The following is a 25,659-nucleotide window of genomic DNA, read 5'->3' on the forward strand; positions in this document are numbered from 1 at the left end:
GACCCTGTGGGAGAGTAGGACACCGCCGGACACCAATTCACGATGGCCACCCAGAAATGGGTGGCCATCGCTGTTTAACGAGAGGTTCTCCAGGAGAGCCGCTAGCCGCTCGACGCGGCGCCGTGAGGAGTGACGATGTCCGAGGACCGCACGTCCGGAAGCGAGAGCGTCGAGCTCGGCGATCGTCTCGACGACATCGAGCAGTCGCCCCTGGCATCGCGAGCGGCTGCCTACGCGGAACTGCAGGAGCAGCTTCGGATCCGGCTCGAGGGTGGTGACTCCGCTCGATGACCGACTCCGAGGACCAGCGGCTCGATACCGCACTCGCCACGCGAGGCATCGCCCGCTCCCGTGTGCATGCTGCGCGCATGATCGCCGACGGCGTCGTCACTGTGGACGGTGCGCCGGCGCTCAAACCGTCGATCCGAGTGCGGCCCGAGCAGGAGGTCGCCGTCGCCTCGCTGGACCACTACGTCAGCCGGGCGGCCCACAAACTGATCGCAGCCCTGGACGCGTTCCCCACCGTGCAAGTCGACGGTGCGAACGCCCTCGATGTCGGAGCCTCCACGGGCGGGTTCTCCCAGGTGCTCCTGGAACGCGGAGTCGCGTCGGTGATCGCGCTCGATGTCGGTCACGGGCAGCTGGCGCCGCGGATCCGCTCCGACGAGCGAGTTCACGTGGTGGAGGGCTTCAACGCGCGGGAGATGACGGCGAGCTCGCTCTCAGCGGTCTCCGGAACGGATGTCGTGCCGGACCTCGTCGTCGCGGACGTCTCCTTCATCTCCCTGTCGATGGTGCTGCCGGCGGTCGCCGCCTCGGTCGCGCCGGCGGCCGACTTCGTCGTGCTGGTCAAGCCGCAGTTCGAGGTGGGCCGCCTGGGCATCAAGGAGGGGATCGTCCGCGATCCGGAGCTCCGGCGTGAGGCACTCTCCGACGTGCTCTGGTCCGCCTGGGACGCGGGACTCGGAGTGGCCGGTCTGATCGCGTCGCCGCTCCCGGGTGGCGCTGGGAATCAGGAGTATCTGGTGCACCTCGACCGCGACCGCGGAACGATTCCGACAGAATGGAGGGACGCGGTCACCGCGCTCACCCTCGGGTGACGCGATCGTGTCCGCCGCCGTCGATCGACCCGAAGGACACCCACTCGATGCAGTCCCCTCCTGGCGAGCGCAACATCCTCGTCATCGCCCACACCGGACGGGCGGACTCCCTCGAAGCGGCGATCCTCGTGGTCGGACGCCTCCGCGGGTCCGGAGCCCGGCCCGTGCTCTGCGCCGACGACAAGGGCGACATCGTCCGCACCGCGCCCGAGCTCAGCGACGTGGCCGTCCTCGGTACCGACGTTCCGCTGGAGGAGATCGAGCTGGTCTTCGTCCTCGGCGGGGACGGCACCATCCTGCGCGCGGCCGAGATCGTCCGGACCGGTACGGCTCCGCTGCTCGGAGTGAACCTCGGCCATGTCGGCTTCCTCGCCGAGAGCGAGCGCGACGACCTCGATGACGCGGTCGCGCGCGCACTCGACGGCGACTACGCCGTGGAGGAGCGGATGACGTTGCAGGTGCGCGTCAAGATCGACGACGCCGTCGTCTACGAGACCTGGGCGCTCAACGAGGCGACCGTCGAGAAGGGCAGCCGCGAGCGGATGCTCGAGGTGATGGTCGGCGTCGACGGCCGCCCGCTCTCCAGCTTCGGCTGCGACGGCATTGTCGTCTCGACGCCCACCGGCTCGACCGCCTACGCCTTCTCCGGCGGCGGTCCCGTCGTCTGGCCCACGCTCGAGGCGATGCTGCTCGTGCCGCTCAGCGCGCACGCCCTGTTCGCCCGCCCGCTCGTCGTGGGGCCGGACTCCAGCCTCGCCGTCGAGGTGAAGGAGCGCACCGACGGCGTCGGCGTGCTGTGGGCCGACGGCCGGCGCACCTACGAGCTGCCACCCGGGGCGCGGGTGCTCTACCGCCGCTCGCCCGTGCCGGTGCGCTTCGCCCGCCTGCACGACGCCCCGTTCACCGATCGCCTGGTGCAGAAGTTCGGTCTCCCCATCCGCGGATGGCGGGGGTCGGCGGAGACGGAGTAACCGCATGCTCGAGGAGCTGCAGATCCGCGACCTCGGCGTCATCGCCGAGGCGACCCTCCCGCTCGGACCGGGATTCACCGCCGTCACCGGCGAGACCGGTGCCGGCAAGACCATGGTCGTGACCGCACTGGGCCTCGTGCTCGGCGCGCGCTCCGACGCGTCCGCCGTCCGCTCCGGCAGCAAGCAGGCCTGGGTGTCGGGCCGCTGGCTCGTACCCGAGGAGGGCGCGGTCGCGGACCGCGTCCACGACGCCGGCGGCGACCTCGACGGCCCGGAGCTGCTGCTCGCCCGCTCGGTGTCGGCCGAGGGGCGCGGGCGCGCCGTCGTCGGCGGCCGCAGTGCTCCGGTCAGCGTGCTCAGCGAGCTGGCCGATCAGCTCGTCGTGGTGCACGGGCAGTCGGACCAGATCCGGCTCCGCTCGGCGGCCGCGCAGCGCGACGCGCTCGACCGCTTCGGCGGACCCGAGCTGGGGGAGGCCCTGCGCGACTACGCGAGCGCCTTCGAGCGCTGGCGGGCCAACCGCGAGGAGCTCGACGAGCTGACCACGGCGCGGGAGTCGCGGGCGCGCGAGGCGGAGCGACTCCGCAGTGCGCTCGCCGAGATCGAGGTGGTCGCGCCGCAGCGCGGCGAGGACGTCGAGCTCTCGACGCAGTCCGAGCGGCTCGGCAGCATCGAGCAGCTGCGCATCGCCGCGGGGGAGGCCCGCGAGGCCGTGTCCTCGGAGGAGCTCGACGGCCGCGACGCCCTCGGTCTCGTCGAGATCGCCCGCCGGGTGCTCGAGCGCGCCGCGGAGCACGACGCGGCGCTCGAGCCGCTGACCCAGACCCTCGGCGAGGCGTCGGTGCTGCTCGGCGACGTCGCGGCCGGCCTCTCCTCCTACCTCGCCGAGCTCGACCTCGACGGCGCGCACGACCTCGAGCTGATCGAGAACCGCCGGGCGGAGCTCTCCGCGCTCGCGCGCACCTACGGACCGACTCTCGACGACGTGCTCGACCTCGTCGACTCCTCCGGGCTGCGGCTGCTCGAGCTCGACGGCGACGACGAGCGGATCGCAGCCCTCGAGGCCGACACCGCCGCCGACGCCGATCTGGTCGAGCGGCTCGCCGACCGGCTGACCGAGCTGCGCACCGCGGCCGCCGCCGAGCTGGGCGCGCGGGTGAGCGACGAGCTGACCGCGCTGGCCATGGCCGACGCGCGCCTGCACGTGCAGGTCGGCAGCGCGAGCGAGCCGACGGTGCACGGGCGCGACACGGTCGAGATGCTGCTGCAGCCGCACACCGGCGCCACTCCGCGCGCGCTCGCGAAGGGCGCCTCCGGGGGAGAGCTCTCGCGGGTGATGCTCGCGATCGAGGTGGTCGTGGCGGCGAACGATCCGGTGCCGACGTTCGTCTTCGACGAGGTCGATGCGGGCGTCGGCGGTGCGGCGGCGATCGAGATCGGGCGCCGGCTGGCGCGCCTGGCAGAGACCTCGCAGGTCATCGTGGTGACGCACCTGGCCCAGGTCGCGGCCTTCGCGACCAACCACCTCCGGGTCGAGAAGGGCTCGGACGGCTCGGTCACCTCGAGCGCGGTCACCCAGCTGGATGCGGAGGAGCGGGTGTCCGAGATGGCGCGCCTGCTCTCCGGGCTGACCGACTCCGAGAACGCCCTGGCGCACGCGCGCGAGCTGCTCGAGTCGAGCCGCCGGCGCTGACACGGGCCGGTGCGCCGCCCCCCGACCGGTGCGAAATCGGCGGGGGCGGCGCCCGGACCCCGTTCTGCTGTTACGGTGGAACCCCGTGGTGGACAATTCGAACTCGGGCCTTTCCTCTTCCTCTTCCGACACTTCTGCGGCCGGGCGCGACACCGCCCCCGTGAAGGTTACGAAGCACATCTTCGTCACGGGCGGGGTCGTCTCCTCGCTCGGCAAGGGCCTGACGGCCGCCAGCCTCGGCAACCTGCTCACCGCGCGCGGACTGCGCGTCGTGATGCAGAAGCTCGACCCGTACCTCAACGTGGATCCCGGGACGATGAACCCGTTCCAGCACGGCGAGGTCTTCGTGACCGACGACGGCGCCGAGACCGACCTCGACATCGGGCACTACGAGCGCTTCCTCGACATCAACCTCAATCAGGCGGCGAACGTCACCACCGGTCAGATCTACTCCCGGGTGATCGCCCGCGAGCGGGCCGGAGAGTACCTCGGCGACACGGTCCAGGTCATCCCGCACATCACCGACGAGATCAAGCGCCGCATGCGCCTGCAGGCCGAGGACGACCCGCAGCCCGACGTGATCATCACCGAGATCGGTGGCACCGTCGGCGACATCGAGTCGCAGCCCTTCATCGAGTCGGCCCGCCAGGTGCGCCACGAGCTCGGCCGCCGCAACGTCTTCTTCGTGCACGTCTCGCTCGTGCCGTTCATGGGCGCCTCCGGCGAGCAGAAGACCAAGCCGACCCAGCACTCCGTCGCCGCGCTGCGCTCGATCGGCATCCAGCCGGACGCGCTCGTGCTGCGCAGCGACCGGCCGGTGTCGGAGTCGAACAAGCGCAAGATCGCGCTGATGTGCGACGTCGACGAGCAGGCCGTCGTCAACGCGAAGGACGTCGCCTCGATCTACGAGATCCCCTCGATGCTCAACGAGCAGGGGCTCGACTCGTACATCATCGACCAGCTCGACCTGTCGGCCGGCGAGGTCGTCTGGGACGGCTGGTCGCAGCTGCTCGAGGCCGTGCACGAGCCCAAGCACGAGGTGACCATCGGCCTGGTCGGCAAGTACATCGACCTGCCCGACGCGTACCTCTCGGTCACCGAGGCGCTGCGGGCCGGCGGCTTCGCGCAGCAGACCAAGGTCGTCCTGCGCTGGATCGCGTCCGACGGACTCGAGGACCCGGAGGCGGCAGCGAAGGCGCTCTCCGAGCTCGACGGCATCTGCGTCCCCGGCGGCTTCGGCATCCGCGGCATCGAGGGCAAGCTCGGCGCGCTGCGCTTCGCTCGCGAGAACGGCATCCCCACCCTGGGCCTGTGCCTCGGGCTGCAGTGCATGGTGATCGAGTACGCGCGCAACGAGGCCGGGCTCGAGGGCGCGTCGTCCTCCGAGTTCGACCCGGAGACCGAGTTCCCCGTCATCGCGACGATGGCCGAGCAGGTCGAGATCCTCGCCGCCGGCGACATGGGCGGCACGATGCGCCTCGGTCTCTACACGGCCGATCTCGCCGAGGGCTCGATCGTCGCAGAGGTCTACGGAGCGCCCCAGGCCGCCGAGCGCCACCGCCACCGCTACGAGGTGAACAACGGCTACCGCGACCGGATCGCCGAGGCCGGCCTGTGGTTCTCGGGGACGTCGCCGGACGGCAGCCTCGTCGAGTACGTCGAGCTGCCGCGGGAGAAGCACCCGTTCTACGTCGGCACGCAGGCTCACCCTGAGCTGCGCTCGCGGCCGAACAACGCGCACCCGCTGTTCAAGGGGCTCGTGACCGCGGCGCTCGAGCGCCAGGAGGCGTCGCGGCTGTTCCCGGCGTCGGAGGCCGGCTCCGATGACTGACGCGACCGACTCCGTGCCCTCGGACGCGCCGGCCTCCGACTTCCTGCTCTCGGACGAGCTCGTCGAGCCCGAGATCCTCACCAGCGAGCGCGTCTTCGACGGCATGGTCTGGGGCGTCCGCGCCGAGACCTTCCGCTACGGCGACGGCGAGCTGCGCCGCGAGTTCCTCGACCACACGGGCGCCGTCGCGGTGCTCGCCCTGGACGACGAGGACCGCGTCGCGCTGATCAAGCAGTACCGCCACCCCGTGCGCACCCGCGAGTGGGAGATCCCGGCCGGCCTCCTCGACATCGAGGGGGAGGACGCCCTCCTCGCCGCGCAGCGCGAGCTGGGGGAGGAGACCGACCTGCGGGCCGGCCGCTGGGACCTGCTCTCGGAGTTCGCCACCTCGCCCGGCGGCAGCGACGAGGTGATCCGCATCTACCTGGCGCGCGATCTCTCCGCCACCGACGCCGCCTTCGAGCGCGAGGCGGAGGAGGCCGACATGGAGCTGCGCTGGGTCGCGCTCGACGAGGCGGTCGACGCCGTGCTCGCACGGCGGGTGCAGAACCCGTCGCTGTGCCTCGCGGTGCTCGCGGCGCACGCCTTCCGCGCGCGCGGCTGGGCCGGGCTGGGCGACGCCTCCTCGCCGTGGACGCGGCACCCGCGGGTCCGCCGGGGGTGACTCCGCCCGCGATCGCCGACGCCTTCCTCCGGCAGGCGAGCGTCGAGCGCGGACTCTCGGCGCACACGATCGCGGCGTACCGGCGCGATCTGGGGCTGTACCTCGGCTGGCTCGAGGAGCGCGGCGTCACCGATCTCGCAACGCTCCGGCGCTCGGACGTGGGGGACTTCGCCTCCTGGCTCGCGGCGCGGGCCGAGCGGCCGCTTGCGGCGAGCTCGCGGGCGCGCATCCTCTCGAGCGTGCGCGGGCTGCACCGCTTCGCGCTGGAGGAGGGGCACGTCGCCGACGACGTCGCCCACGATGTGCTGCCGCCGAAGCTGCCGATGACGCTGCCCAAGGCGATCACGGTCGGGCAGATGGCGTCGCTGCTCGAGGCGGCCCGGGGTGAGGAGCTGTCGGAGCTGCGCGACCGGGCGCTGCTGGAGCTGCTCTACGCCACCGGCGCGCGCATCTCGGAGGCGGTGGACCTGAGCGTCGACGACGTCTTCGACTCGGAGGTCGTGCGGCTGACCGGCAAGGGCTCGAAGCAGCGGATGGTGCCGCTCGGGAGCTTCGCGCGCGAGGCGGTGCAGGACTACCTGGTGCGGGCGCGGCCCGAGCTGTCGCGGCGCGGGCGGGCGACGCCGGCGCTGTTCCTCGGCGTGCGCGGGAGCCGGCTGTCGCGGCAGAGCGCGTGGCTGGTGATCCGCGCGGTCGCCGAGAAGGCGGGGCTGGATCGGGAGATCTCGCCGCACACGTTCCGGCACTCCTTCGCGACGCACCTGCTCGCAGGCGGGGCGGACGTGCGGGTGGTGCAGGAGCTGCTCGGTCACGCCTCGGTGGCGACGACGCAGATCTACACGCTGGTGACGGCGGACACGCTGCGCGACGTGTACACGACGGCGCACCCGCGGGCGCGGCGCTGACGGGGCGGGGCGGGGCGCTTCATGCTGATCGAGTAGCCCGCGGAGCGGGCGTATCGAGATCCGGCTGCTCCGAAACGGTGGGGCCGAGGGGCCGGCGTGTTCACGACGGCGGGTCTCGATACGCCGCTTCGCGGCTACTCGACTGGCATGGGTCGGGAGCGGTCTCCTCGAGATCGGCGGACGCCGGGGCGGCGGCGGGGACGACGACGGGGTCGCCGGTACACTCGACGGAGGCCGCGCGGGAGCGCACGCCGACACGGGAAGCGAGGCGACGCAGGTGACACGCAAGACGGACGACAAGGCCGAGCTCACCGGTCTCGAAGCCCCGACGCTCGGCCCGACCGGCCGGCCCCTGCGCGACTTCCCGCTCCCGGTGGAGCTGACCGGGCACGGGCCCGCGCGCATCATCTCGCTCTGCAACCAGAAGGGCGGCGTCGGCAAGACGACGACGACCATCAACCTGGGCGCGACGCTCGCCGAGTACGGCCGCCGCGTGCTGGCCATCGACTTCGACCCGCAGGGCGCGCTGTCCGCCGGGCTCGGCGTCGCCACCTACGACGCGATCACGATCTACGACCTGCTGCTCGGCACCGTCAAGGACCCGAGCGAGGCCATCCGCCCGACCCGCGTCCCCGGCCTCGACATCATCCCCGCGAACATCGACCTCTCTGCCGCGGAGGTGCACCTCGTCAACGAGGTCGCCCGCGAGACGATCCTCGCCCGCGTGCTGCGCAAGGTCAGTGCCGACTACGACGTGATCCTGATCGACTGCCAGCCGTCGCTGGGCCTGCTCACCGTGAACGCGCTCACCGCGAGCCACGGCGTGCTCATCCCGCTCGAGTGCGAGTTCTTCGCCCTGCGCGGCGTCGCGCTGCTGATCGAGACGATCGACAAGGTCCGCGACCGGCTGAACCCGGTCATCGAGCTGGACGGCATCCTGCCGACCATGTACGACTCGCGCACGCTGCACTCGCGCGAGGTGCTCGACCGGGTGGTCGACGCCTTCGGCGACAGTGTGCTCGAGACGGTGATCGGACGCACGGTGAAGTTCCCCGACGCGAGCGTGTCGGGGGTGCCGATCACCACGTTCGCGCCGGAGCACAACGCGGCGAAGGCGTACCGCAAGCTCGCCAGGGAGCTGATCTCGCGTGGCGCGGTCGCCTGAGGCGCTCCTGCTCGACCAGGAGGCGGACACCGCCCCCGTCTCCCGCCGCTTCACCGTCGCGCTGTCGAACTTCGAGGGGCCCTTCGACCTCCTGCTGAGCCTGATCGCGAAGCAGCAGGTCGACATCACCGAGATCGCGCTGAGCGCGGTGACGGACGAGTTCCTCTCCTACCTGCACGGCATCGACACGGCCGAGGGGCTCGACCGCGCCTCCGAGTTCCTGGTCGTCGCGGCGACCCTGCTCGATCTCAAGATCGCCGGGCTCCTGCCGCAGGGCGAGCTGGTCGACGCGGAGGACGCGGCGATGCTCGAGGCGCGCGACCTGCTCTTCGCCCGGCTCCTGCAGTACCGCGCCTTCAAGCAGGTGTCGGCGTGGTTCGCCGAGCGGATCGACGCCGAGACCGGCCGGCACGTGCGCCAGGTGCCGCTCGAGGAGGAGTTCCGCGCGAAGAAGCCGGAGCTGGTCTGGACGCTCTCGCCCGAGGACTTCGCGGCGCTCGCCGCCGTCGCGCTCGCGCCGCGCGAGATCCCGACCGTCGGGCTCGACCACCTGCACGCGCCGCTGATCAGCATCCGCGAGCAGGCCGCGTACATCGTGGCCGTGCTGCGCGAGCGGACGACGGCGACCTTCCGCGAGCTCGTCGCCGATGCGGACGAGAAGGGCGTGATCGTGGCGCGCTTCATCGCCGTGCTCGAGCTCTACCGGCACGCCGCGATCGCGTTCGAGCAGCCGGAGCCGCTCGGCGAGCTGACCCTGCAGTGGGTGGCCGAGAACTGGTCGGACGCGAGCCTCGCGCACCTGGGGGCCGACTATGACCAGTGAGCCCACGAGCACCGACTCCGCGGCCGTCGCCGGTCCCGGGACCGTCGCGTTCGAGATCGACCGCGCCGTGGAGGCGATCCTGATGATCGCGGACGAGCCGCAGTCGCTCGCCGCGCTCGCCACGGCGCTCTCGCGGCCGATCCCGGTCGTCCGGCAGTCGGTCGAGCGGCTCGCCGCGGACTTCGACGGCGCGGACGGCGGCATCCGCCGCGGCTTCGAGCTGCGCGAGGTCGGCGGGGGCTGGCGGGTCTACGTGCGCCGCGAGTACGACTCCGTCGTCTCCGACTTCGTGCTGACCCAGAACCCGACCAAGCTGTCGCAGGCGGCCCTCGAGACGCTCGCGGTCATCGCCTACAAGCAGCCGATCTCCCGCGGCCAGGTCGCGCAGATCCGCGCGGTCAACGTCGACTCCGTCGCGCGCACCCTCCTCGGCCGCGGCCTGATCGCGGAGGTCGGCAGCGACCCCGAGACCGGCGCGGTCCTCTACGGCACCACCGAGCAGCTGCTCGTCCATCTCGGCCTCGCCTCGCTCGACGAGCTGCCGAAGATCTCCCCCCTACTGAGCGACGGACGGAACGGATTCGATGAGCGCGGCTGACTTGCCCGAGGGCGAACGACTGCAGAAGGTCCTCGCGGCCGCGGGGGTCGCCTCCCGCCGCGTCGTCGAGGAGATGATCGTCGCGCGGCGGATCCGCGTGAACGGCGAGGTCGCGAGCGAGCTCGGCCGCCGCATCGACCCGGAGAACGACCGGATCGAGGTGGACGGCGTCGCCGTGCAGCTGGACACCTCGCGGCGCTACGTGATGCTGAACAAGCCGGTCGGCGTGGTCAGCTCGCTCTCGGACGAGAACGGCCGACCCGACCTCCGGACCTACACGCAGAACTTCGAGGAGCGGCTGTTCAACGTCGGCCGCCTCGACTCCGAGACCTCGGGACTCCTGGTGCTGACCAACGACGGCGAGCTGGCGCACGTGCTCGCGCACCCGTCGTTCGGGGTGACGAAGACCTACATCGCGAAGGTGCACGGGCAGGTGCTGCCGCAGACGATCGCGGCGCTGACCGCCGGCGTCGAGCTGGAGGACGGCACGGTCGCGGCCGATAAGGCGCGGCTGCTCGGCCGACCGGAGGGGCGCTCGAACGCGTCGCTCGTCGAGATCACGCTGCACTCCGGGCGCAACCGCGTCGTCCGGCGGATGATGGCCGCGGTCGGGCACCCGGTGCTCGAGCTGGTGCGCCGGCAGTTCGGTCCGCTGCACCTGGGCTCGCTGCGGTCCGGCGACCTTCGCGACCTGACCCGCGACGAGCTGGGTGCGCTGCTGACCATCTCGCGCCAGGGCGGCGAGGCGCCGGTGGAGAAGCCGGAGCCGACACGCCAGGCGAGCGCGGGCGCGCGGCGGCCGCGGCCGCAGACCGCGGACGACCGGGGGACCGAGGGGCGCGGAGAGCGGCGGACCGAGGAGCGCTCGGTGCGGCGCTCGGAGGAGCGGCCCGTGCGGCGTTCCGAGGAGCGGCCTGAGCGCCGGTCGGAGGACCGCCCCGTGCGCCGGTCGGACGACCGGCCCGAGCGCCGTTCGGACGATCGCCCGGTGCGTCGCTCCGAGGAGCGGCCCGAGCGGCGCGCCGACGACCGCGGCGAGCGTCGCTCGGACGAGCGCCGTCGTGACGAGCGGCCGCGCGAGCGTCCCTCCGATGCGCTGCGCGCCGACGACCGCGCGACGCCGCCGCAGGACCGGCGACGCCCCTCCGCGAACGGTGCCGAGCGGCCCGACTCCGGTGTGCGGCGCAGCGGTCAGGACAAGCGGCGTCGGCCTGATCGGTAGGCTGTCGGGGTGAACGAGCTCCTGCACCCCGCCCCGCCCGCGATGCGGACGACGGGGACGGTGCGGGTGGTCGGCTCCGGCCTGCTCGGCGCGTCGATCGGCCTGGGCCTCGCCTCGCGCGGGGTCGACGTCGTCCTCGACGACGCCTCGCCCGCCAGCCTCTCGCTCGCCATCGACTACGGGGCCGGCCGCGCCGCCTCCGCGGGCGACCGGCCCGTGCTGATCGTGGTCTGCGTGCCGCCGGACGTCGTCGCCGGCGTCGTCGAGCGCGAGCTCGCCGCGTTCCCCGAGGCGGTCGTCACCGACGTGGCGAGCGTCAAGATGCAGCCGCTGCGCGAGCTGCGCGCCCGCGGCCTCGACCTCAGCCGCTACATCGGCTCGCACCCGATGGCCGGTCGCGAGCGCGGCGGCCCGGTCGCGGCCCGCGGCGACCTCTTCGTCGGACGGCCCTGGGTGATCTGCCGCGACGGCGAGACGCACGCGGACGCACTCGCCCGCGTCGAGGCGCTCGCGCTGGACCTCGGCGGCTCGATCATCGAGATGGGCCCGGAGGAGCACGACCGCTCGGTCGGCCTCGTCTCGCACGCGCCCCAGGTGATCTCCTCCCTGCTCGGGCAGCGGCTCGTCGACGCGCCGAACGACGCCCTGCGGCTCGCGGGCCAGGGAGTCCGTGACGTCTCGCGGCTCGCCGCCTCCGCCCCGGAGCTGTGGGTGCAGATCCTCGGCGCGAACCGCGAGCACGTGGTCGCCGTGCTCGACGCCTTCCGCGACGACGTCGCCGCGGTCGCCGACGCCCTGCGCGACCTCGACGCCCCGGGTGCCCGCCGCCTGCTCGCCGAGCACCTCGCCGCGGGCAACGCCGGCGTCGCCCGCCTGCCCGGCAAGCACGGCCAGGACCAGCGCTTCTCCACCCTGATCGTCCTCGTCGACGACACTCCGGGCACTCTCGCCCGGCTGTTCGTCGAGATCGGCGAGGCCGGGGTCAACCTGGAGGACGTGCGCCTCGAGCATGCGGAGGGGCGCCGCGTGGGCCTCGCCGAGATCTCGGTGGTGCCGGAGGCCGTCGGCCCGCTGACCGAGGAACTGACCGCACGCGGCTGGAGGATCGCCGGATGAGCACGGAGCAGAACAGGCAGGAGGGCGGCCTGAACCGGATGACGCCCGCCCGCCGCGCCCAGCAGAGCATCCCGGAGGACGGGGGAGCGGCGCCCGAGCGCGCGAGCGGCTCGCACACCGATGACGTGCCCGACTTCGGCGATGCGGTCGTCGTCGCGATCGACGGACCGGCCGGCAGCGGCAAGTCGAGCGTCTCGCGCGAGGCGGCCCGACGGCTCGACTTCGAGTTCCTCGACACCGGCGCCGCGTACCGCGCGCTCGCCTGGCACGGCCTCGACACCGGGCTCGACTTCGCCGACGAGAACGCGATCGTCGACGCGCTCGACGGCTTCGACTACTCCATCGGCACCGACCCCGAGTCGTACTCGGTCTGGGTCGGCCGGACCGAGGTGACCGCTGCGATCCGCGAGCCCCGGGTGACCGGTCAGGTCTCGGCCGTGGCCAAGGTCCCGGAGGTGCGCCGGCGGATCACGCTGCTGTTCCGCCGCATCATCGGCGAGACCCGGAAGGCCGGCATCATCGTCGAGGGGCGCGACATCACAACGGTCGTGGCGCCGACCGCCGGGGTCCGGATCCTCCTGACGGCGAGCGAAGAGGCTAGGATGGCGAGGCGTTCGCGCGAAGTCACCACGCAATCCGCTGAAGCGACGGGTCAGGCACTGCGGTCCAGGGACCGCGCCGACTCCCAGGTGGTGGACTTCATGAACGCCGCAGACGGAGTCACTCTTCTCGACTCCACTCACCTCGACTTCGAGCAGACCGTCGATGCGGTCGTCGCCGAGGTCCGAACTTCGAGAGCAAGGGCCGATCATGGCACAGGACACGCACGTCGGTGACGACGAGCTGAACTTCGGAGACGACGACCTCGTCGAGCGCCTCGGCGACCTCGACGAGCAGCTCGCCTCCTCGCGCGCCCAGGCGCTGCGCAGCGGACTCGAGGACTACGACCTCGACGAGGAGGACCGCGACCTCCTCGAGTACGCCAGCGAGGACCCCGACGAGATCCGCTACCTCCCGGCGCTGCCGGTCGTGGCGATCGTCGGCCGGCCCAACGTGGGCAAGTCGGCGCTGGTCAACCGCATCCTCGGCCGCCGCGAGGCCGTCGTCGAGGACACCCCCGGCGTCACCCGCGACCGCGTCTCGTACAAGGCCGACTGGCTCGACCGCCAGTTCACCGTCGTCGACACCGGCGGCTGGGAGCCCGACGCCCGCGGCATCGACGCCTCCGTCGCGATGCAGGCCGAGATCGCGATCGACCTCGCCGACGCCGTGATCTTCGTCGTCGACGCGAACGTCGGGGCGACCGCGACCGACGAGCACGTCGTGAAGCTGCTCCGCAAGACCAGGAAGCCCGTGTTCCTCGCGGCCAACAAGGTCGACGACGTGCGCCAGGAGCCGAACGCCGCCTCACTGTGGTCGCTCGGCCTCGGTGAGCCCCACCCCGTCTCGGCCGTGCACGGCCGCGGCGTCGCCGACCTGCTCGAGACGGTGCTGGAGAAGCTGCCGCTCGAGTCGCTCGTCGCCAAGCGCGAGGTCGGCGGCCCGCGCCGCGTCGCGATCCTCGGCCGCCCGAACGTCGGCAAGTCCAGCCTGCTGAACAAGGCCGCGGGGGAGGAGCGGGTCGTCGTCAACGAGCTGGCCGGCACCACCCGCGACCCGGTCGACGAGCAGGTCGAGATCGCCGGCAAGATCTGGCGCTTCGTCGACACGGCGGGCATCCGCCGCCGCGTGCACCTGCAGCAGGGCGCCGACTTCTACGCGTCGCTGCGCACCTCGACCGCGCTCGAGAAGGCGGAGGTCGCGGTCGTCGTGATCGACGTCTCCGAGCCGATCTCGGAGCAGGACGTCCGCATCATCGACCTGGTGCTCGAGTCGGGCCGCGCGCTCGTGCTCGCGTTCAACAAGTGGGACCTCCTCGACGACGAGCGCCGCCGCTACCTCGAGCGCGAGATCGAGAAGGACCTCGCGCACGTCGCCTGGGCACCGCGCGTGAACATCTCGGCGAAGACCGGGCGTCACCTCGAGAAGCTCGTGCCCGCGCTCGAGCTCGCCCTCGAGTCCTGGGACACCCGCATCCCGACCGGCAAGTTCAACGCGTTCCTCGCCGAGCTCACCGCGGCGCACCCGCACCCCCTGCGCGGCGGCAAGCAGCCGCGCGTGCTGTTCGGCACCCAGGCGTCCTCGCGCCCGCCGACATTCGTGCTGTTCACCACCGGCTTCCTCGACCCGGGCTACCGCCGCTACATCGCGCGCCGCCTGCGCGAGATCTACGGCTTCCAGGGCTCGCCGGTGAACGTCAACATGCGCGTGCGGGAGAAGCGCGCGCGCTGACACGTTCTGTCGCGCCGGCTCCGGCTCGTCGTTCTGCGTGCCGGAGCATGCTGATCGAGTAGTCCGCGGAGCGGGCGTATCGAGATCCACCCCCGCCCGCGCATCCGGCGATCGATCGGTCAGGAACGGTCGTGCTCCGCGCGCCGACCCGACCACTCGTGACGGATCGATGCCCGCGGGCGTCAGTCCTGCGTGGCGAACGGCCACCAGGACGGCAGCAGCCGCCGGTACGCCGCGAGGTAGGTCTCGGGAGTGCGCGGCTCGGGGAGCCGCAGCCACGCCTCCATCAGGCCGGTCGAACCGGCGGCGAGGAAGGAGGCGGTGCCGTCCGCGAGGAACGCGGTGATGTCGTCGCCGTCGGGCAGCTGCAGCGTCCCGGTCTCGAGCGTCGCGAGGACGGCCGCGCGGAAGTGCAGCGCGAGCATCGCCCGGACACCCGAGTCGCCGCCGGGAGCATCGAACGCCCGCAGGTAGAGGTCGCGGCGCGCCTCGAGGTGAGCGAGGATCCGCGCCGTGCCCTGGCGGATGGTCGCGTCGGTCGCCGCGCCGGTGCGGAGGGTGTCGAGATACTCGTCGCGGATCGCGTCGAGCTCGTCGGCGAGTGCCGCACAGAGCAGCTCGGCGGCCGAGGTCGCGTGCGCGTAGAAGGTGGAGCGATTGACGCCGGCACGATCGGTGATCTCGGAGACCGTGAGGCTGGAGACGTCCCTGGCAGTCGCCAGATCGATGATGGCTCGGTGCAGGGCCACCTGCGATCGCTTCTGCCGCGCGTCCACTGCTGCTGCCTCCTGTAGGGCGCGCGCTCCGGTCCGCCCGGCGCGCACCGCCTCAGCGATTCTACGGGCGCCGAGCGTCGGTCGTTTTCACTCTCGGCCCCGCGATCCGCTAAGGTAGTCGAGTTGCCCGGGCCTCGGTCCGGACTGCCACGGGCTGTGGCGCAGCTTGGTAGCGCACTTGACTGGGGGTCAAGGGGTCGCAGGTTCAAATCCTGTCAGCCCGACAGAAAGCCCTGATGAGATGTCCGATCGCGGACAGCACTCGTCAGGGCTTCGTCGTTTCTGGCGCCGCTGTGCGCGCGTGCCGAGCCGCTCAGCGCAGCAGCTCCGCGACCTCCGCGAAGGCCGCCTCGCGGCGAGCCACCCGCGCCGCCCGCTCGATCGGGTCCTTCGTGAAGAGGGCCTGCTGCGAGGGGTGGAACGTGCGCACAACGGCCAGGCCGCGCTCGCGCTCGATGCCCGGGTGCAGCCGGAGCAGGCGGCGCCAGCCGTGGTCGGCGTCGGCGCCTTGCAGCAGGACGACCTCGATGCTCGGTGCGAGGTCGAGCAGGTGCAGGACGGTCGGGATCCCCGCGTCGAGCTGCTCCGCGGTCGGCGCCTTGCCGATGTACCAGGGGTAGGCGTTCCAGGGCAGGAGATCGAACGGCGACAGTCCGACGTCCGTGAGGAGGCGCGACATCAGCTCGGCGGAGCCGTCGTCGTTCTCCGTGCAGAGGAAGCCGCTGCCCGCGCCGTCCCGAGTGCCGGGGCCGGGGTCGCGCAGGATGCTGAGCACCCGCGCCTCGGTGCCGCCGTGCAGGGGAGCGACGTAGGGGAGCCAGCCGCGGTCGTACGGATTCCGCAGCTCGTCGATCCAGCGGTTGATCGGGGCGACGTGGGGCGCGTAGCGCTGCTCCCACTGCTGCCGGCGGAAGTCGAGGTCGGCCATGGCACGGGGCATGACTGCACCCTAGACCCCGGGTGCGCGTGACGATCGGGCCGGCCGGGCGGACTGGAGGACGGCCCAGGCGAGACCGGAGGAGAGCAGGCAGGAGATCAGCAGTGCGGCGGAGAGGGTCAGCAGGACACGGAGTGCGTCGTTCTCCTGGCCGTGGAGCGCAAGGCTGGAGGCGGCGCCGGCCACCGGCAGCATGGTGAGCGCGACCGCCGCGACCACCCGACCGAGAAGCAGATCCGAGAAGGCGCGTGATCCGATCCCCGCGAGCGCAGCGCTCGTGCAGCAGAGCGCGAGAGGAAGGACTGCGAGCAGACCCCAGCCGATCCCGTGCAAGTACACCGAGGCCCAGAGAACGACGGCGGGCAGCGACACGGCCGACGAGAGGAGGGCGTGAAGCCCGACACCGGCGAATCCGGCTCGAGCGATCGAGACGTCGGAGAGCGGAAGGTGCTGGTGGTCGAGGTCCTGCGCGGTCGCCTGAGACGGACCCGGAAGCGCGAGGATCAGCACGAGGAGAAGTCCGCCCAGCGCCATCGGCACGCTGTCCCGCAGCAGGCTGGAGAGCACCGCCACGGCGAGGAGGGCGAGCGCAGTGCGGGGCTCCTGCCAGCGCCGGCGCCGAGTCTGTGCCAGGTGGCACACGAGGACCGCGCCGACCGCGGAGTCGGGCCATCGCGTCCATGAGGGACGGCCGACGGCGTAGCCCCGGCCGGAAAGAGTCCGGTTCGACTCGCCGGAGAGGACTCGGGTGAGCTGGTTCGCGAGGATGCTCTCCTCGACCGCGGGTTCGACGAAGATTCCGGCTCGCCGGACGAGCAGAACGACGGCGATGCTCGACAGTAGGAGGACGCCGATGGTGGCGGAGGCGTGCGCGAGTCCGCTCGCCTCGGGCGCGAGGATCACCTCGAAGAAGAGCCCGGCGGCGCTCATCGCGGCCGACCCGATGGAGTCCTCGCCCACGAGCAGCGACTGCACCCCGAGGGCGATCCAGACCGCGCCCGCGGCGAGGACGCAGGTCAGCGCGCAACCGCGCCGATCAGGCCGGATGATTCTTCCGAGGAGGTGGCTGGTCAGGGACGTCGCCCGAACCAGGAGGAGGACGGCCGTCATCGCGCACCCCGAGAGCACGCCCCACGCGACCGGCTCGCCACGGAGAAGCAGCGCCGTCGCCGACGCCGCGGAGGTACTGGCGAACGCGATCGCCGCGGTCGCGACCGCATGCACCACCACGACGATGCGCGGACCACTCGGGCTCTGCAGCACCCAGGACACGTCCGCGGGCTGCAACCGCAGCGGCGAACCCCGCTGCGCTGTCAGTGACACCAGGATCAGAGAGAGACCGAGGACGAATCCCGCGATCCGCGTGGGGGGCGACTCCGTCGGAGAGCCGCCGGCCCCACCCTGAACCAGGAGCCAGACGCCGCTCGACGCAGCGATCACGAGGACGACGATCGCGAGGGGATTCGTCACGAGGGCCGTGGTGCTGCGGATGCGGATGCGCAGGTAGGCCCGGGAGAGAGCGAGCGCTCCTGCAAGGGGAAGACGCCGCGTTCGTTCAGTCGTCGTCATCGCGAAGAGCTCCCACGACACGGAGATAGACGTCCTCCAGAGGCGGCTGCCCCTCGAGATCGTCGCGCCCGAGACGCGCAATGTGCGCGATCCTCCCGGCGTGCAGGATCACCGCTCGATCGGCGATGCGCTCCAGCTCGGTCAACCCGTGCATGGAGAGCAGCACGCCGCAGCCTTCCTCGGCCAGCCGCCGGACCTCGTTCCGGAGCTCGCGCACCGAGACGGCATCGAGGCCGTTGAACGGCTCGTCCAGCAGGAGGAGCCCGGCGCCCTTCAGCAGCGCAAGAACGAGAGCGAGCTTGCGGCGCATCCCCTGCGAGAGCTGATGGGGGAGGAGGTCCTGCTTGTCGCTCAGTCCGTAGCGCTCCAGGAGCGACGGTCCGAGCGACTCGTTCCGGGGTGAGCCGCTCAGCCGCTCGATCAGCCGGACGTGCTCCACAACGCTCAGACCCGGGTACAGGTCCGGCTCCTCCGGCATGAGGCTGAGGGCTCGTCGAGCCCCCGTCGTGCCGATCGCGTGACCGAGGACGAGCGCACTGCCCCGCGAGGGCTCGTACAGTCCGGCGAGGGTGCGCATGAGGGTGGTCTTCCCGGCGCCGTTGGGTCCGACGAGTCCGACCACCTCGCCGGCGTCGATCGTAAAGGAGATGTCGTCGAGAACATCGACTGAGCCCATGCGCTTCCCGAGGCTTCGGACGTCGAGGAGCAGGCGAGGAGTGTCGTTGTCAGGCATCGGTGGTCAGCCAGCGGGAGAGATCGCCGCCGGCCCGCTCGATCGCCTCCCGCGACGGATCGAGGCGGCCCTCGTTCAGGAGCGCTGCGAGCATCTTCCGGATATCGGGAGATCCGCCCGCGGCGGCCCTCTCGACTGCCCGACGGACTGCGGGGTCGTACTGCACCGCTCGTCGATGACGAAGGAGCCGTTGAAGGACGGGTCGTGTGGCGGTGCTCGCATCCCAGCCGCGCTCGTCGCCGAATGCCTGGATCACGCGGGCGGTGCTGTCACCCGGCGCGAGGCATGCGGCGTAGGCGAATGCGACGTGCAGCGCCGACACAGGCTCACTCTGCTGATGGGCCACCTGTCCGGCGATGGTCATCACCCTGCGGAACTCTGCTGCGCGTTTCACGCTCCACCTCCTCGACGTCATCGAGGAGCGTAGGTTCGCGCCCACTCTCAGACAAGAGGAATCCTCGAAGTGGCGCATTGCACACGATCTGACCGACTGCTGGCCTCGCGCCATGGTCTACTTCGCGGTTTGTCCGAGCTTCGCGTGGGAGCGGGAGTAGGCGAAGTAGATCGCGAAGCCGATGGCCAGCCAGATCAGGAAGCGCAGCCAGGTCTCGATGGAGAGGTTGAGCATCAGGTAGGTGCAGATCAGGGCGGAGAGGCCGGGGAGCCAGGGGTTGAGCGGGACGCGGAAGCCGCGCTTGAGCTCGGGGCGCTTGCGGCGGAGGACGATGACGCCGACGGAGACCAGGACGAAGGCGGAGAGGGTGCCGATGTTGACCATCTCCTCGAGGACACCGATCGGGGTGAGGCCGGCCAGCAGGGCGACGATGATCGTGACGACGACGGAGGTGACCCACGGGGTGCGCAGGCGCGGGTGCACCTTCGCGAGGCGCTGGGGGAGCAGGCCGTCGCGCGACATCGCGAAGATGATGCGGGTGGCTCCGATGAGCAGGGTCAGCACGACGGTGGTGAGCCCGGCGACGGCGCCGGCGGAGATGACCGTCGCCATCCAGGTCTGGCCGTGGTACGCGAAGGCGTTCGCCAGGGCGGCGGACGGGTCGAGCTCGCGGTAGGGGACCATGCCGGTGACGACGAGGGCGACGGCGCAGTAGAGCACCGTGCAGATGATCAGCGAGGCGATGATGCCGATGGGCATGTCGCGCTGCGGGTTGCGGGTCTCCTCGGCGGTGGTCGCTACGACGTCGAAGCCGATGTAGGCGAAGAAGACCAGCGAGGCGCCGGCGATGATGCCGCCGACTCCGAAGGTCGCCGGCTCGATGCCGGAGAGGAACTGCAGCAGCGGCTGGGCGAGGCCGGACGCGGCCTGCGACGCCTCCGCGGGCGGGATGAACGGCGAGTAGTTGCCGACGTTGATGAACTGCAGCCCGGCGATGATGACGAACAGCACGATGAAGAGCTTCACGGCGACCAGCACCAGATTGACGCGCAGCGACTCCTTGATGCCGAAGGTCATCAGGGCGCCCAGCACGAGCACGAGCAGGATCGCGGGGACGTCGACGACGCCGCCGTAGGAGATCGCCTCCGGCAGGACGTGCCGAGCTGCCCGAGGAAGGAGCCGAGATAGGCGCTCCAGCCCTGGGCGACCACGCTCGCGCCGAGGAACAGCTCGAGGATGAGGTCCCAGCCGATGATCCAGGCGAAGAGCTCGCCGAGCGAGGCGTAGGAGAACGTGTAGGCGGAGCCGGAGACCGGCACCGTGGAGGCGAACTCCGCGTAGCACATGGCCGCGAGCGCGCAGGCGAAGGCGGCGACGACGAAGCTCAGCACGATCGCGGGGCCGGCGATGTCGTGCGCGGCGCGGCCGGTGAGCGTGAAGATGCCGGCGCCGATCACGACGCCGACGCCGAAGACGGTGAGGTCGAGGGCGCTCAGCGACTTCTTGAGGCGGGTCTCGGGCTCGTCGGTGTCGGCGATGGACTGCTCGACGGACTTGGTGCGGAGGAGGCTCACGGTGGTTCTCTCTGGTGAGGTGACGCGGTGTGCAGCGATTCGCGACGCGACGGCACTCCGGGAGGATAGCGGCGCGGCGGACATCGGCGGCGCGGCGTGCCGATCGCTGAGGCCGCGGACCTGGAGGGACGGCCGCCGCGAGGGCTACCCTTCGACGCATGCGCCGGATCTTCACGACGAGCGTCGCCTCCGTGTACCCGCACTACGTGGCGAAGGCCGAGCGGAAGGGGCGGACGAGGGCCGAGGTCGACGAGGTGATCGTGTGGCTGACCGGCTTCTCGGACGAGGAGCTGCACCGCCACCTCGAGGCCGGGACGACCTTCGAGGACTTCTTCGCCGCGGCGCCCATGAATCCGAGCGCGGTTCTGATCACAGGGGTCGTCTGCGGCGTGCGCGTCGAGAGCGTCGAGGATCCGCTGATGCAGCGGATCCGCTGGCTGGACAAGCTGGTCGCCGAGCTGGCGAAGGGCAAGGCGATGACGAAGGTGCTGCGCGGCTGACGTCGCCGCTGCTCGCGGCGCGGTCACTCTCCGGCGGCCCGGCTCCTGCCACTGCCCGCACTCTCGACCGTGCTTCCGTCGGCGCCCTCGCTCCGATCGGGGCCCGGCCGACCCGACGTCGGCGCGCCGGTGGGCGGCCCGCGACGACGGCGGACGGCCACCACCAGGAGCGCGACCACGGCGACGACGGCGAGCCAGGGGAGAAGGAAGCCGAGGCCGATGAGGGCGCCGTTCGCGGCGACGACCAGACCGTTCCAGCCCGCGAGGAGGCCGTCGAGGAAGCCGGTGGGCTCGGCGGTGACGGGCGACGACCCCGGAAGGACGGTGACCGCGAGGGTCGCCAGCGACACCTGGCCCTCGAGGGCGGCGAGCTGCTGCTGGGAGGACTCGAGCGAGGCCTGGCGATCGGCGAGGGCGGACTCCGCGGCGAGGAGGTCCGCGAGGCTGCCGGCCTGGGCGATCAGCTCGGTAAGCCGGTCGACGGAGGCCTGGGCGGCGTCGACCCGCGCGCGGAGGTCAATCGCCTGGGTGGTCACGTCGCGCCGGTCGATCGACGAGCCGGTCACCGTGCCGAGGGCCGCCAGCGACTCTCGAGCGTCGGCGAGCCGGTCGGCGGGGACCCGGATCGAGACGCTCCCCGCGCCCTCCGGCAGGGGCGCGTACTGCGACGGGTCGAGCGCGGGATCGGTTCCGGCCGCCGATTCGAGGGTGCTGGAGCTGATGCTGGAGCTCTCGACGTAGCCGCCGAGCTCGGCGGCGGTCGCGCTGAGCGCCGCGATCGCATCGGCGACGGAGTCTGCCTCGAGCGTCGCGTTCGCCGTGGACACGACCTCCCGGCCGGTCCCCTCCGCGGACGCGTCGCCGGGCGCTTCCGCCGCGCCCGGTGCCGAGCCGTCGACGAACTGCGGTGCGGACTCCGCTCCCGACTGCCCGAAGTCGAGACCGCCTGCCTCGCTCGAGGACCCTGCCGCGCTCGAAGCGGACCCCACTCCGGCACCGCCTCCGACCAGGGGGCCGACGACGACGGCGATCACGAGGAGGCCCGCGGCGACACTTCCGATCGCGGCGACGCGTCGGCGACGGGTTCCCCGCTCGCGGCGGGCGGCTGCGACGGCGCGGAAGACGCGCGCCTCGAGTGCCGACACGCGGTCGTCGTCGAGATCGTCGAGCTCGGGCGCCGGCGGATCGGAGGGTCGGCGCTCGGGGGCCGGGAGCTCGTCGCTGCGCACTTCGGTGGGTTCGGTCATGACGTCTCGGCTCCTCGGAAGTCGTCGACCACGAGTCGGAGGCGTCGACGGACACGCGACAGGCGGTTGCGGACGGTGGCGTGCGAGACGCCCAGGGTGACGGCGGCCTCCTCGTACCCGCGCCCCTCGGTGGCGCAGAGGCGGAAGATCGCGCGGTCGAGCTCGGCGAGCCCGGCCGTCTCGCGGAGGATCGCCTCGGCGAGTGCGGCGGTGACGATCTGCTGCTCGAGGTCGTGCGGCGAGGGCGTCTGGTCGTCGGCCTCGACGGTCCGCTCCCGGTCGCGGAGGCGGGAGCGGAGGCGGTTGGCCGCCTGGAAGCGGCAGATCGTCGCGAGCCAGGGGAGGAGGGAATCGCTCACCAGCTCGAGCCCGCCGAGTCGACTCCAGGCGAGGACGAAGGTCTCCTGCGCGACGTCCTCGGCGTCCCGGGGGTCGCGGAGGATCCCGTGCGCGAGCCAGTAGACGGGGCGGACGTAGGCGCGGTAGAGCGAGCGGAAGGCGAGCTCGCTGCCGGCCGCCGCGCGGCGGACGAGTTCCGCGTCGGTCTCCTCCGGCGAGAGGTCCGACGGCGGCTCTCGCGGCGGCTCGGACGGCCTCGCCGACTTCTGCGCGGCCGTCGTTCCCCCGACAGACGTGCTCTCCTGAGTGGGCGTCATTCGCGGACCTCCTCTCCCTCTCACTCTGACAGTGTCGGGCGGGCGCGGATCGTCTCAGAATCCGATCCGGCCGCCGAGGAGAGCGCCGCCGCTACGACAGATCCGGGATCACGATCTGCTGCAGTGCCCAGGTGTTGCCGTCGGGATCGGCGAAGTACACGAACTCGCCCCAGGGCTGCGAGTCGACCTCGGACACCTCCGCACCGCGGGCCAGCAGCTCCTCCCGGGCCTTCGCCGCATCGGCCACGACCATCTGCAGGCCCTTCTGCGAGCCGGGCACCATCTCGGTGATGCCGATGCCGAGAACGATGGAGCAGGCAGACCCGGGAGGCGTCAGCTGCACGAAGCGCAGCCCCTCGTGCACCGTGTGGTCGTGGTCGGCGACGAAGCCGATCCGCTCGACGTAGAACCGCTTGGCGCGATCGACGTCGGTCACCGGAACGGCGACGAGCTCGAGCTTCATGTCCATGGTGTCTCTCCTGCTCCGTGTCCTTCGATCGCCCGGCTGAGCTCTCGGGGTCGACGCTAGAGCGGCATCAGGTCGGTTCACGTCCTGATGGAGGAGCAGGATGTCGGCATGGCCGCGACCACCTCCCGCGCACTCGCTCTGCTCGCCCTGCTGCAGACCCATCGGCAGTGGTCGGGGCCGGTTCTCGCGGCGCGCCTCGGTGTGACGGAGCGGACCCTGCGCCGTGACATCGAGCAGCTGCGCGAGCTGGGCTACGCCGTGGCGGCGACCCGCGGCGCACTCGGCGGCTACCGGCTCGAGCCGGGCAGCCGCGTCCCCCCGCTGCTCCTCAGCGACGACGAGGCCGTGGCCGTGGCGGTCGGGCTCCGGCTCGCGGCCGACGAGGGGCTCGCCGACGGCGAGCGGACGACGCTGAGCGCCCTCGCGAAGTTCGAGCAGGTGCTGCCGAGTGCTCTGCGGGAGCGCGTCAGCGCGGTCGGCGGGGTGCTCCGGTCCGCCAGGCCGCGCGCCGCGTCGATCCCGCCGGAGATCCTCGGCCGGATGGCACTGGCCTGCCGCGACCACGAACGGCTCCGCTTCCACTACGTCGCGGCGGACGGGGCCGAGAGCGACCGCGTCGTCGAGCCGCACGCGGTGGTGTCCACGCATCGCTCCTGGGTGCTGGTCGGCTGGGACCGGCAGCGCGAGGACTGGCGGACGTTCCGGCTCGACCGGGTGAGCCGGCTCCTCGAGACCCGCGTGCACTTCGAGCCGCGGCGGCTCCCCGAGGACGACGCCGCGGCGTTCGTGGCGTCGTCCGGGCGGACGGCGCGGTACGAGCTGGTGGTCGATCTGGCGATGCCGATCGACGAGGTGGTGCGGGTCTTCGGCCGGTGGTCGGCGGGATCCGTCGCGCTCGACGCTCGGCGGACGCGCTGGCCGGTGGAGGCGGAGACGGTGGCCGGTCTGCTCTCGGCACTGGTCTGGATCCCGGTGGGTGTGGAGAATCGGGTGGACGGGGATCCGGACACGCTCGCGGCGGTGCGCGCGGCTCTCGATCGGATGCACGCCGCTGCGTCGAGGTGAGGCCGTCCCTCCACAGGACGGGAGTCGCGACGGCTCTCCACGGATCGGCCGACGGGCTCCCACGGCGGGCGGGGCGACGACGACCGTTGCCGCATGACTTCTACCGATCGCCTCGCCACCGCCCGTCACAGCCCCTCCCGGGAGCCGGAGCTCCTCCGCGTGAGCGGGCTGCCCGACCTGCTCGCCGCCGTCCCCTCGATGATCGGCCTCCATCCGGAGGACGCCCTCGTCGTCGTCCCGTTCCTCGGGAACCGGGCGGGAGGCGGTTTCCGCTTCCCGATCCCTCACCGACTGCGCCGAGCGGAGATCGACCAGCTGGCGGGCCGGTGCGAGCGCTTCACGGCGTCGATCTCGCGGGCGACCGCGGTGCTGGCCATCGTCTACACGCGGCAGAGCTACGAGACCTCGCGCGGTATCCCGCTGCTCGACCTCGGCCGCACCGTCCTCCGGCGGCTCGAACGGACCGACCTCGGGATCGTCGGCGTGGCCTGCGTCGCCGCCGACGGCTGGGGGCGCTACACCTCGATCGAGGAGACGCGCGAGCCGCGCCCGCTCGCCGAGATCGAGGAGAGCCCGACCGGCGTCCTCGCGCGCGCGGCGGCTCCCGAGCCGCTCGACGTGACGGCGCTCGCCGCACTGCCGACGGTCTCGGACTCCGATCGTGCGACGGTCGAGGCGATCGTGCGTCATCCTGCCTCGGGGGCGCACGACGTGATCGGCCTGGTCGAGCGCTGGCTGCACGGTCCGCCGGCACCGAGGCAGGAGGCCACGCTCATCCGGGTGCTGCAGTCCCCGGCGCTGCGCGATCAGGCGACCCTGCAGATCGCGCTCGGCTGCGAGACGGCGATCGAGGAGCGGCGGCGTCAGAAGCGGCTCGAGGGGGAGCAGGCGCGCACCGGCCGCCCGATGGACGAGCTCGTCGAGGGCGACGCCGACGCGGGACTCGAGGACGCGCACGACCTGCTCTCCGCGTCGCTGATGATGGGGACGGGGCCCGGCCCGGACCTCGAGCGGACCGAGCGAGCGACAGGTCGGCTCGCTCGGGCGGCAGCGCTCGCGCCCGCCGAGGCGCGGCCGCCGGTGCTGACCGTCCTCGCCTGGTGCTGGTGGGCGCTCGGCGTCTCCTCGATCGCCACCCGGCATCTCGAGGAGGCGCTCCGGATCGACCCGCACTACTCGCTGGCGAGGCTCCACCGGTCGGTGCTCGAGATCCGCGCCGTGCCCGACTGGGTGCTCGACTCCGCGACGCGTTCCCTGGACCGGGCGGCGGCGCACGTGTGACCGGCGCGGAGAGCACGGGGTGACGAGGTGCCGAGGGCT

General features: G+C 72.1%; 24 protein-coding genes, 1 tRNA gene and 2 pseudogenes. 18 read left to right on the forward strand and 9 right to left on the reverse strand.

The window, feature by feature from the left end; all coding sequences use genetic code 11:
* Positions 1-135 precede the first annotated feature (135 nt).
* The 14 genes and pseudogenes from MT353_RS20375 to der all read left to right on the forward strand — a co-directional run bounded on the left by MT353_RS20375 (position 136) and on the right by der (position 14,419).
* Positions 136-291 carry a hypothetical protein gene (locus MT353_RS20375; RefSeq protein ID WP_165909240.1) on the forward strand — a complete coding sequence of 52 codons (156 nt, stop codon included), beginning with the start codon at positions 136-138 and terminating at the stop codon, positions 289-291.
* On the forward strand, positions 288-1,100 hold the full coding sequence (locus tag MT353_RS20380) for a TlyA family RNA methyltransferase (RefSeq protein WP_243625765.1): 813 nt from the start codon (positions 288-290) through the stop codon (positions 1,098-1,100). The genes MT353_RS20375 and MT353_RS20380 overlap by 4 nt, the downstream gene beginning before the upstream one ends.
* A 47-nt stretch (positions 1,101-1,147) precedes the next feature.
* Positions 1,148-2,071 (forward strand): NAD kinase, encoded by a 924-nt coding sequence (locus tag MT353_RS20385; RefSeq protein WP_243625766.1) that lies wholly within the window; start codon positions 1,148-1,150, stop codon positions 2,069-2,071.
* 4 nt (positions 2,072-2,075) lie between these two features.
* A complete protein-coding gene (gene recN, locus MT353_RS20390) occupies positions 2,076-3,764 on the forward strand; it encodes a DNA repair protein RecN (RefSeq protein WP_123446036.1) in 1,689 nt (562 codons plus the stop codon).
* 67 nt (positions 3,765-3,831) lie between these two features.
* Complete coding sequence (locus tag MT353_RS20395; protein ID WP_279400944.1) at positions 3,832-5,595, forward strand: CTP synthase; 1,764 nt, start codon at positions 3,832-3,834, stop codon at positions 5,593-5,595.
* Complete coding sequence (locus MT353_RS20400) at positions 5,588-6,259, forward strand: NUDIX hydrolase (protein ID WP_243599804.1); 672 nt, start codon at positions 5,588-5,590, stop codon at positions 6,257-6,259. Before MT353_RS20395 ends, MT353_RS20400 begins: the two co-directional genes overlap by 8 nt.
* On the forward strand, positions 6,256-7,164 hold the full coding sequence (gene xerD / locus MT353_RS20405) for a site-specific tyrosine recombinase XerD (protein WP_243625768.1): 909 nt from the start codon (positions 6,256-6,258) through the stop codon (positions 7,162-7,164). Before MT353_RS20400 ends, xerD begins: the two co-directional genes overlap by 4 nt.
* Before the next feature lie 277 nt (positions 7,165-7,441).
* The gene (locus MT353_RS20410) at positions 7,442-8,329 is read left to right on the forward strand and encodes a ParA family protein (protein ID WP_123446039.1); all 888 of its coding nucleotides are present in this window, start codon (positions 7,442-7,444) and stop codon (positions 8,327-8,329) included.
* Positions 8,313-9,152, forward strand: coding sequence for a ScpA family protein (locus MT353_RS20415; RefSeq protein WP_374204728.1), 840 nt, complete (start codon positions 8,313-8,315; stop codon positions 9,150-9,152). Before MT353_RS20410 ends, MT353_RS20415 begins: the two co-directional genes overlap by 17 nt.
* Positions 9,142-9,750, forward strand: coding sequence for an SMC-Scp complex subunit ScpB (gene scpB, locus MT353_RS20420; protein WP_123735984.1), 609 nt, complete (start codon positions 9,142-9,144; stop codon positions 9,748-9,750). Before MT353_RS20415 ends, scpB begins: the two co-directional genes overlap by 11 nt.
* Positions 9,737-10,501 (forward strand): annotated as a pseudogene (locus MT353_RS20425) (pseudouridine synthase); the annotation flags it as partial. The gene scpB and the pseudogene MT353_RS20425, both read left to right, overlap by 14 nt.
* Before the next feature lie 513 nt (positions 10,502-11,014).
* Complete coding sequence (locus MT353_RS20430; RefSeq protein WP_243625857.1) at positions 11,015-12,088, forward strand: prephenate dehydrogenase; 1,074 nt, start codon at positions 11,015-11,017, stop codon at positions 12,086-12,088.
* The gene (gene cmk / locus MT353_RS20435; protein ID WP_243625769.1) at positions 12,085-12,924 is read left to right on the forward strand and encodes a (d)CMP kinase; all 840 of its coding nucleotides are present in this window, start codon (positions 12,085-12,087) and stop codon (positions 12,922-12,924) included. The genes MT353_RS20430 and cmk overlap by 4 nt, the downstream gene beginning before the upstream one ends.
* Positions 12,899-14,419 (forward strand): ribosome biogenesis GTPase Der, encoded by a 1,521-nt coding sequence (gene der / locus MT353_RS20440; protein WP_123735983.1) that lies wholly within the window; start codon positions 12,899-12,901, stop codon positions 14,417-14,419. The genes cmk and der overlap by 26 nt, the downstream gene beginning before the upstream one ends.
* Before the next feature lie 182 nt (positions 14,420-14,601).
* Here der and MT353_RS20445 read toward each other — a convergent pair whose 3' ends face one another.
* Positions 14,602-15,168, reverse strand: coding sequence for a TetR family transcriptional regulator (locus tag MT353_RS20445; RefSeq protein WP_243582656.1), 567 nt, complete (start codon positions 15,166-15,168; stop codon positions 14,602-14,604).
* 177 nt (positions 15,169-15,345) lie between these two features.
* Here MT353_RS20445 and MT353_RS20450 point away from each other — a divergent pair.
* Positions 15,346-15,419: transfer RNA gene (locus MT353_RS20450), tRNA-Pro, on the forward strand.
* An 89-nt stretch (positions 15,420-15,508) separates the two neighbouring features.
* Here the strand turns inward: MT353_RS20450 and MT353_RS20455 are convergent.
* The 5 genes and pseudogenes from MT353_RS20455 to MT353_RS20475 all read right to left on the reverse strand — a co-directional run bounded on the left by MT353_RS20455 (position 15,509) and on the right by MT353_RS20475 (position 20,402).
* Entirely contained in the window at positions 15,509-16,135 is a 627-nt protein-coding gene (locus MT353_RS20455; protein ID WP_243625770.1) for a uracil-DNA glycosylase, read from the reverse strand.
* Positions 16,136-16,144: 9 nt separating this feature from the next.
* Positions 16,145-17,722, reverse strand: a complete 1,578-nt coding sequence (locus tag MT353_RS20460; protein WP_243625771.1) for a hypothetical protein — start codon at positions 17,720-17,722, stop codon at positions 16,145-16,147.
* Entirely contained in the window at positions 17,688-18,377 is a 690-nt protein-coding gene (locus MT353_RS20465) for an ABC transporter ATP-binding protein (protein WP_243625772.1), read from the reverse strand. The genes MT353_RS20460 and MT353_RS20465 overlap by 35 nt, the downstream gene beginning before the upstream one ends.
* A 49-nt stretch (positions 18,378-18,426) precedes the next feature.
* Positions 18,427-18,828 carry a hypothetical protein gene (locus MT353_RS20470; protein ID WP_243625773.1) on the reverse strand — a complete coding sequence of 134 codons (402 nt, stop codon included), beginning with the start codon at positions 18,826-18,828 and terminating at the stop codon, positions 18,427-18,429.
* A gap of 117 nt (positions 18,829-18,945) precedes the next feature.
* Positions 18,946-20,402 (reverse strand): annotated as a pseudogene (locus MT353_RS20475) (amino acid permease).
* A 158-nt stretch (positions 20,403-20,560) separates the two neighbouring features.
* On the opposite strand from MT353_RS20475, the gene MT353_RS20480 reads away from it, so the two are divergent.
* Positions 20,561-20,902, forward strand: coding sequence for a DUF2200 domain-containing protein (locus MT353_RS20480; protein ID WP_243625774.1), 342 nt, complete (start codon positions 20,561-20,563; stop codon positions 20,900-20,902).
* Positions 20,903-20,925: 23 nt separating this feature from the next.
* Here the strand turns inward: MT353_RS20480 and MT353_RS20485 are convergent, their stop codons facing one another.
* The 3 genes from MT353_RS20485 to MT353_RS20495 form a co-directional block, all read right to left on the reverse strand.
* The gene (locus MT353_RS20485) at positions 20,926-22,149 is read right to left on the reverse strand and encodes a DUF4349 domain-containing protein (RefSeq protein ID WP_243625775.1); all 1,224 of its coding nucleotides are present in this window, start codon (positions 22,147-22,149) and stop codon (positions 20,926-20,928) included.
* A complete protein-coding gene (locus tag MT353_RS20490) occupies positions 22,146-22,805 on the reverse strand; it encodes an RNA polymerase sigma factor (RefSeq protein WP_243625776.1) in 660 nt (219 codons plus the stop codon). The genes MT353_RS20485 and MT353_RS20490 overlap by 4 nt, the downstream gene beginning before the upstream one ends.
* 91 nt (positions 22,806-22,896) lie before the next feature.
* Complete coding sequence (locus MT353_RS20495; RefSeq protein WP_123735961.1) at positions 22,897-23,274, reverse strand: VOC family protein; 378 nt, start codon at positions 23,272-23,274, stop codon at positions 22,897-22,899.
* 108 nt (positions 23,275-23,382) lie between these two features.
* Here MT353_RS20495 and MT353_RS20500 point away from each other — a divergent pair, with 108 nt between their 5' ends.
* Together MT353_RS20500 and MT353_RS20505 are read left to right on the forward strand one after the other, a co-directional pair.
* The gene (locus tag MT353_RS20500) at positions 23,383-24,339 is read left to right on the forward strand and encodes a YafY family protein (RefSeq protein WP_243625777.1); all 957 of its coding nucleotides are present in this window, start codon (positions 23,383-23,385) and stop codon (positions 24,337-24,339) included.
* 93 nt (positions 24,340-24,432) lie between these two features.
* Positions 24,433-25,620, forward strand: coding sequence for a DUF4192 family protein (locus MT353_RS20505; RefSeq protein WP_243625778.1), 1,188 nt, complete (start codon positions 24,433-24,435; stop codon positions 25,618-25,620).
* The last annotated feature ends 39 nt before the right edge of the window (positions 25,621-25,659 follow it).

The organism is Rathayibacter sp. VKM Ac-2927 (genome assembly GCF_022815525.1).
GTDB classification, from domain to species: domain Bacteria; phylum Actinomycetota; class Actinomycetes; order Actinomycetales; family Microbacteriaceae; genus Rathayibacter; species Rathayibacter festucae.

Coding starts and splice junctions, on each gene's coding strand:
- MT353_RS20375 (WP_165909240.1), top strand. CDS start 136: ATGTCCGAGGACCGCACGTCCGGAAGCGAGAGCGTCGAGCTCGGCGAT.
- MT353_RS20380 (WP_243625765.1), top strand. CDS start 288: ATGACCGACTCCGAGGACCAGCGGCTCGATACCGCACTCGCCACGCGA.
- MT353_RS20385 (WP_243625766.1), top strand. CDS start 1,148: ATGCAGTCCCCTCCTGGCGAGCGCAACATCCTCGTCATCGCCCACACC.
- recN (WP_123446036.1), top strand. CDS start 2,076: ATGCTCGAGGAGCTGCAGATCCGCGACCTCGGCGTCATCGCCGAGGCG.
- MT353_RS20400 (WP_243599804.1), top strand. CDS start 5,588: ATGACTGACGCGACCGACTCCGTGCCCTCGGACGCGCCGGCCTCCGAC.
- scpB (WP_123735984.1), top strand. CDS start 9,142: ATGACCAGTGAGCCCACGAGCACCGACTCCGCGGCCGTCGCCGGTCCC.
- MT353_RS20430 (WP_243625857.1), top strand. CDS start 11,015: ATGCGGACGACGGGGACGGTGCGGGTGGTCGGCTCCGGCCTGCTCGGC.
- cmk (WP_243625769.1), top strand. CDS start 12,085: ATGAGCACGGAGCAGAACAGGCAGGAGGGCGGCCTGAACCGGATGACG.
- der (WP_123735983.1), top strand. CDS start 12,899: ATGGCACAGGACACGCACGTCGGTGACGACGAGCTGAACTTCGGAGAC.
- MT353_RS20455 (WP_243625770.1), bottom strand. CDS start 16,135: ATGCCCCGTGCCATGGCCGACCTCGACTTCCGCCGGCAGCAGTGGGAG.
- MT353_RS20465 (WP_243625772.1), bottom strand. CDS start 18,377: ATGGGCTCAGTCGATGTTCTCGACGACATCTCCTTTACGATCGACGCC.
- MT353_RS20480 (WP_243625774.1), top strand. CDS start 20,561: ATGCGCCGGATCTTCACGACGAGCGTCGCCTCCGTGTACCCGCACTAC.
- MT353_RS20485 (WP_243625775.1), bottom strand. CDS start 22,149: ATGACCGAACCCACCGAAGTGCGCAGCGACGAGCTCCCGGCCCCCGAG.
- MT353_RS20490 (WP_243625776.1), bottom strand. CDS start 22,805: ATGACGCCCACTCAGGAGAGCACGTCTGTCGGGGGAACGACGGCCGCG.
- MT353_RS20495 (WP_123735961.1), bottom strand. CDS start 23,274: ATGGACATGAAGCTCGAGCTCGTCGCCGTTCCGGTGACCGACGTCGAT.
- MT353_RS20500 (WP_243625777.1), top strand. CDS start 23,383: ATGGCCGCGACCACCTCCCGCGCACTCGCTCTGCTCGCCCTGCTGCAG.
- MT353_RS20505 (WP_243625778.1), top strand. CDS start 24,433: ATGACTTCTACCGATCGCCTCGCCACCGCCCGTCACAGCCCCTCCCGG.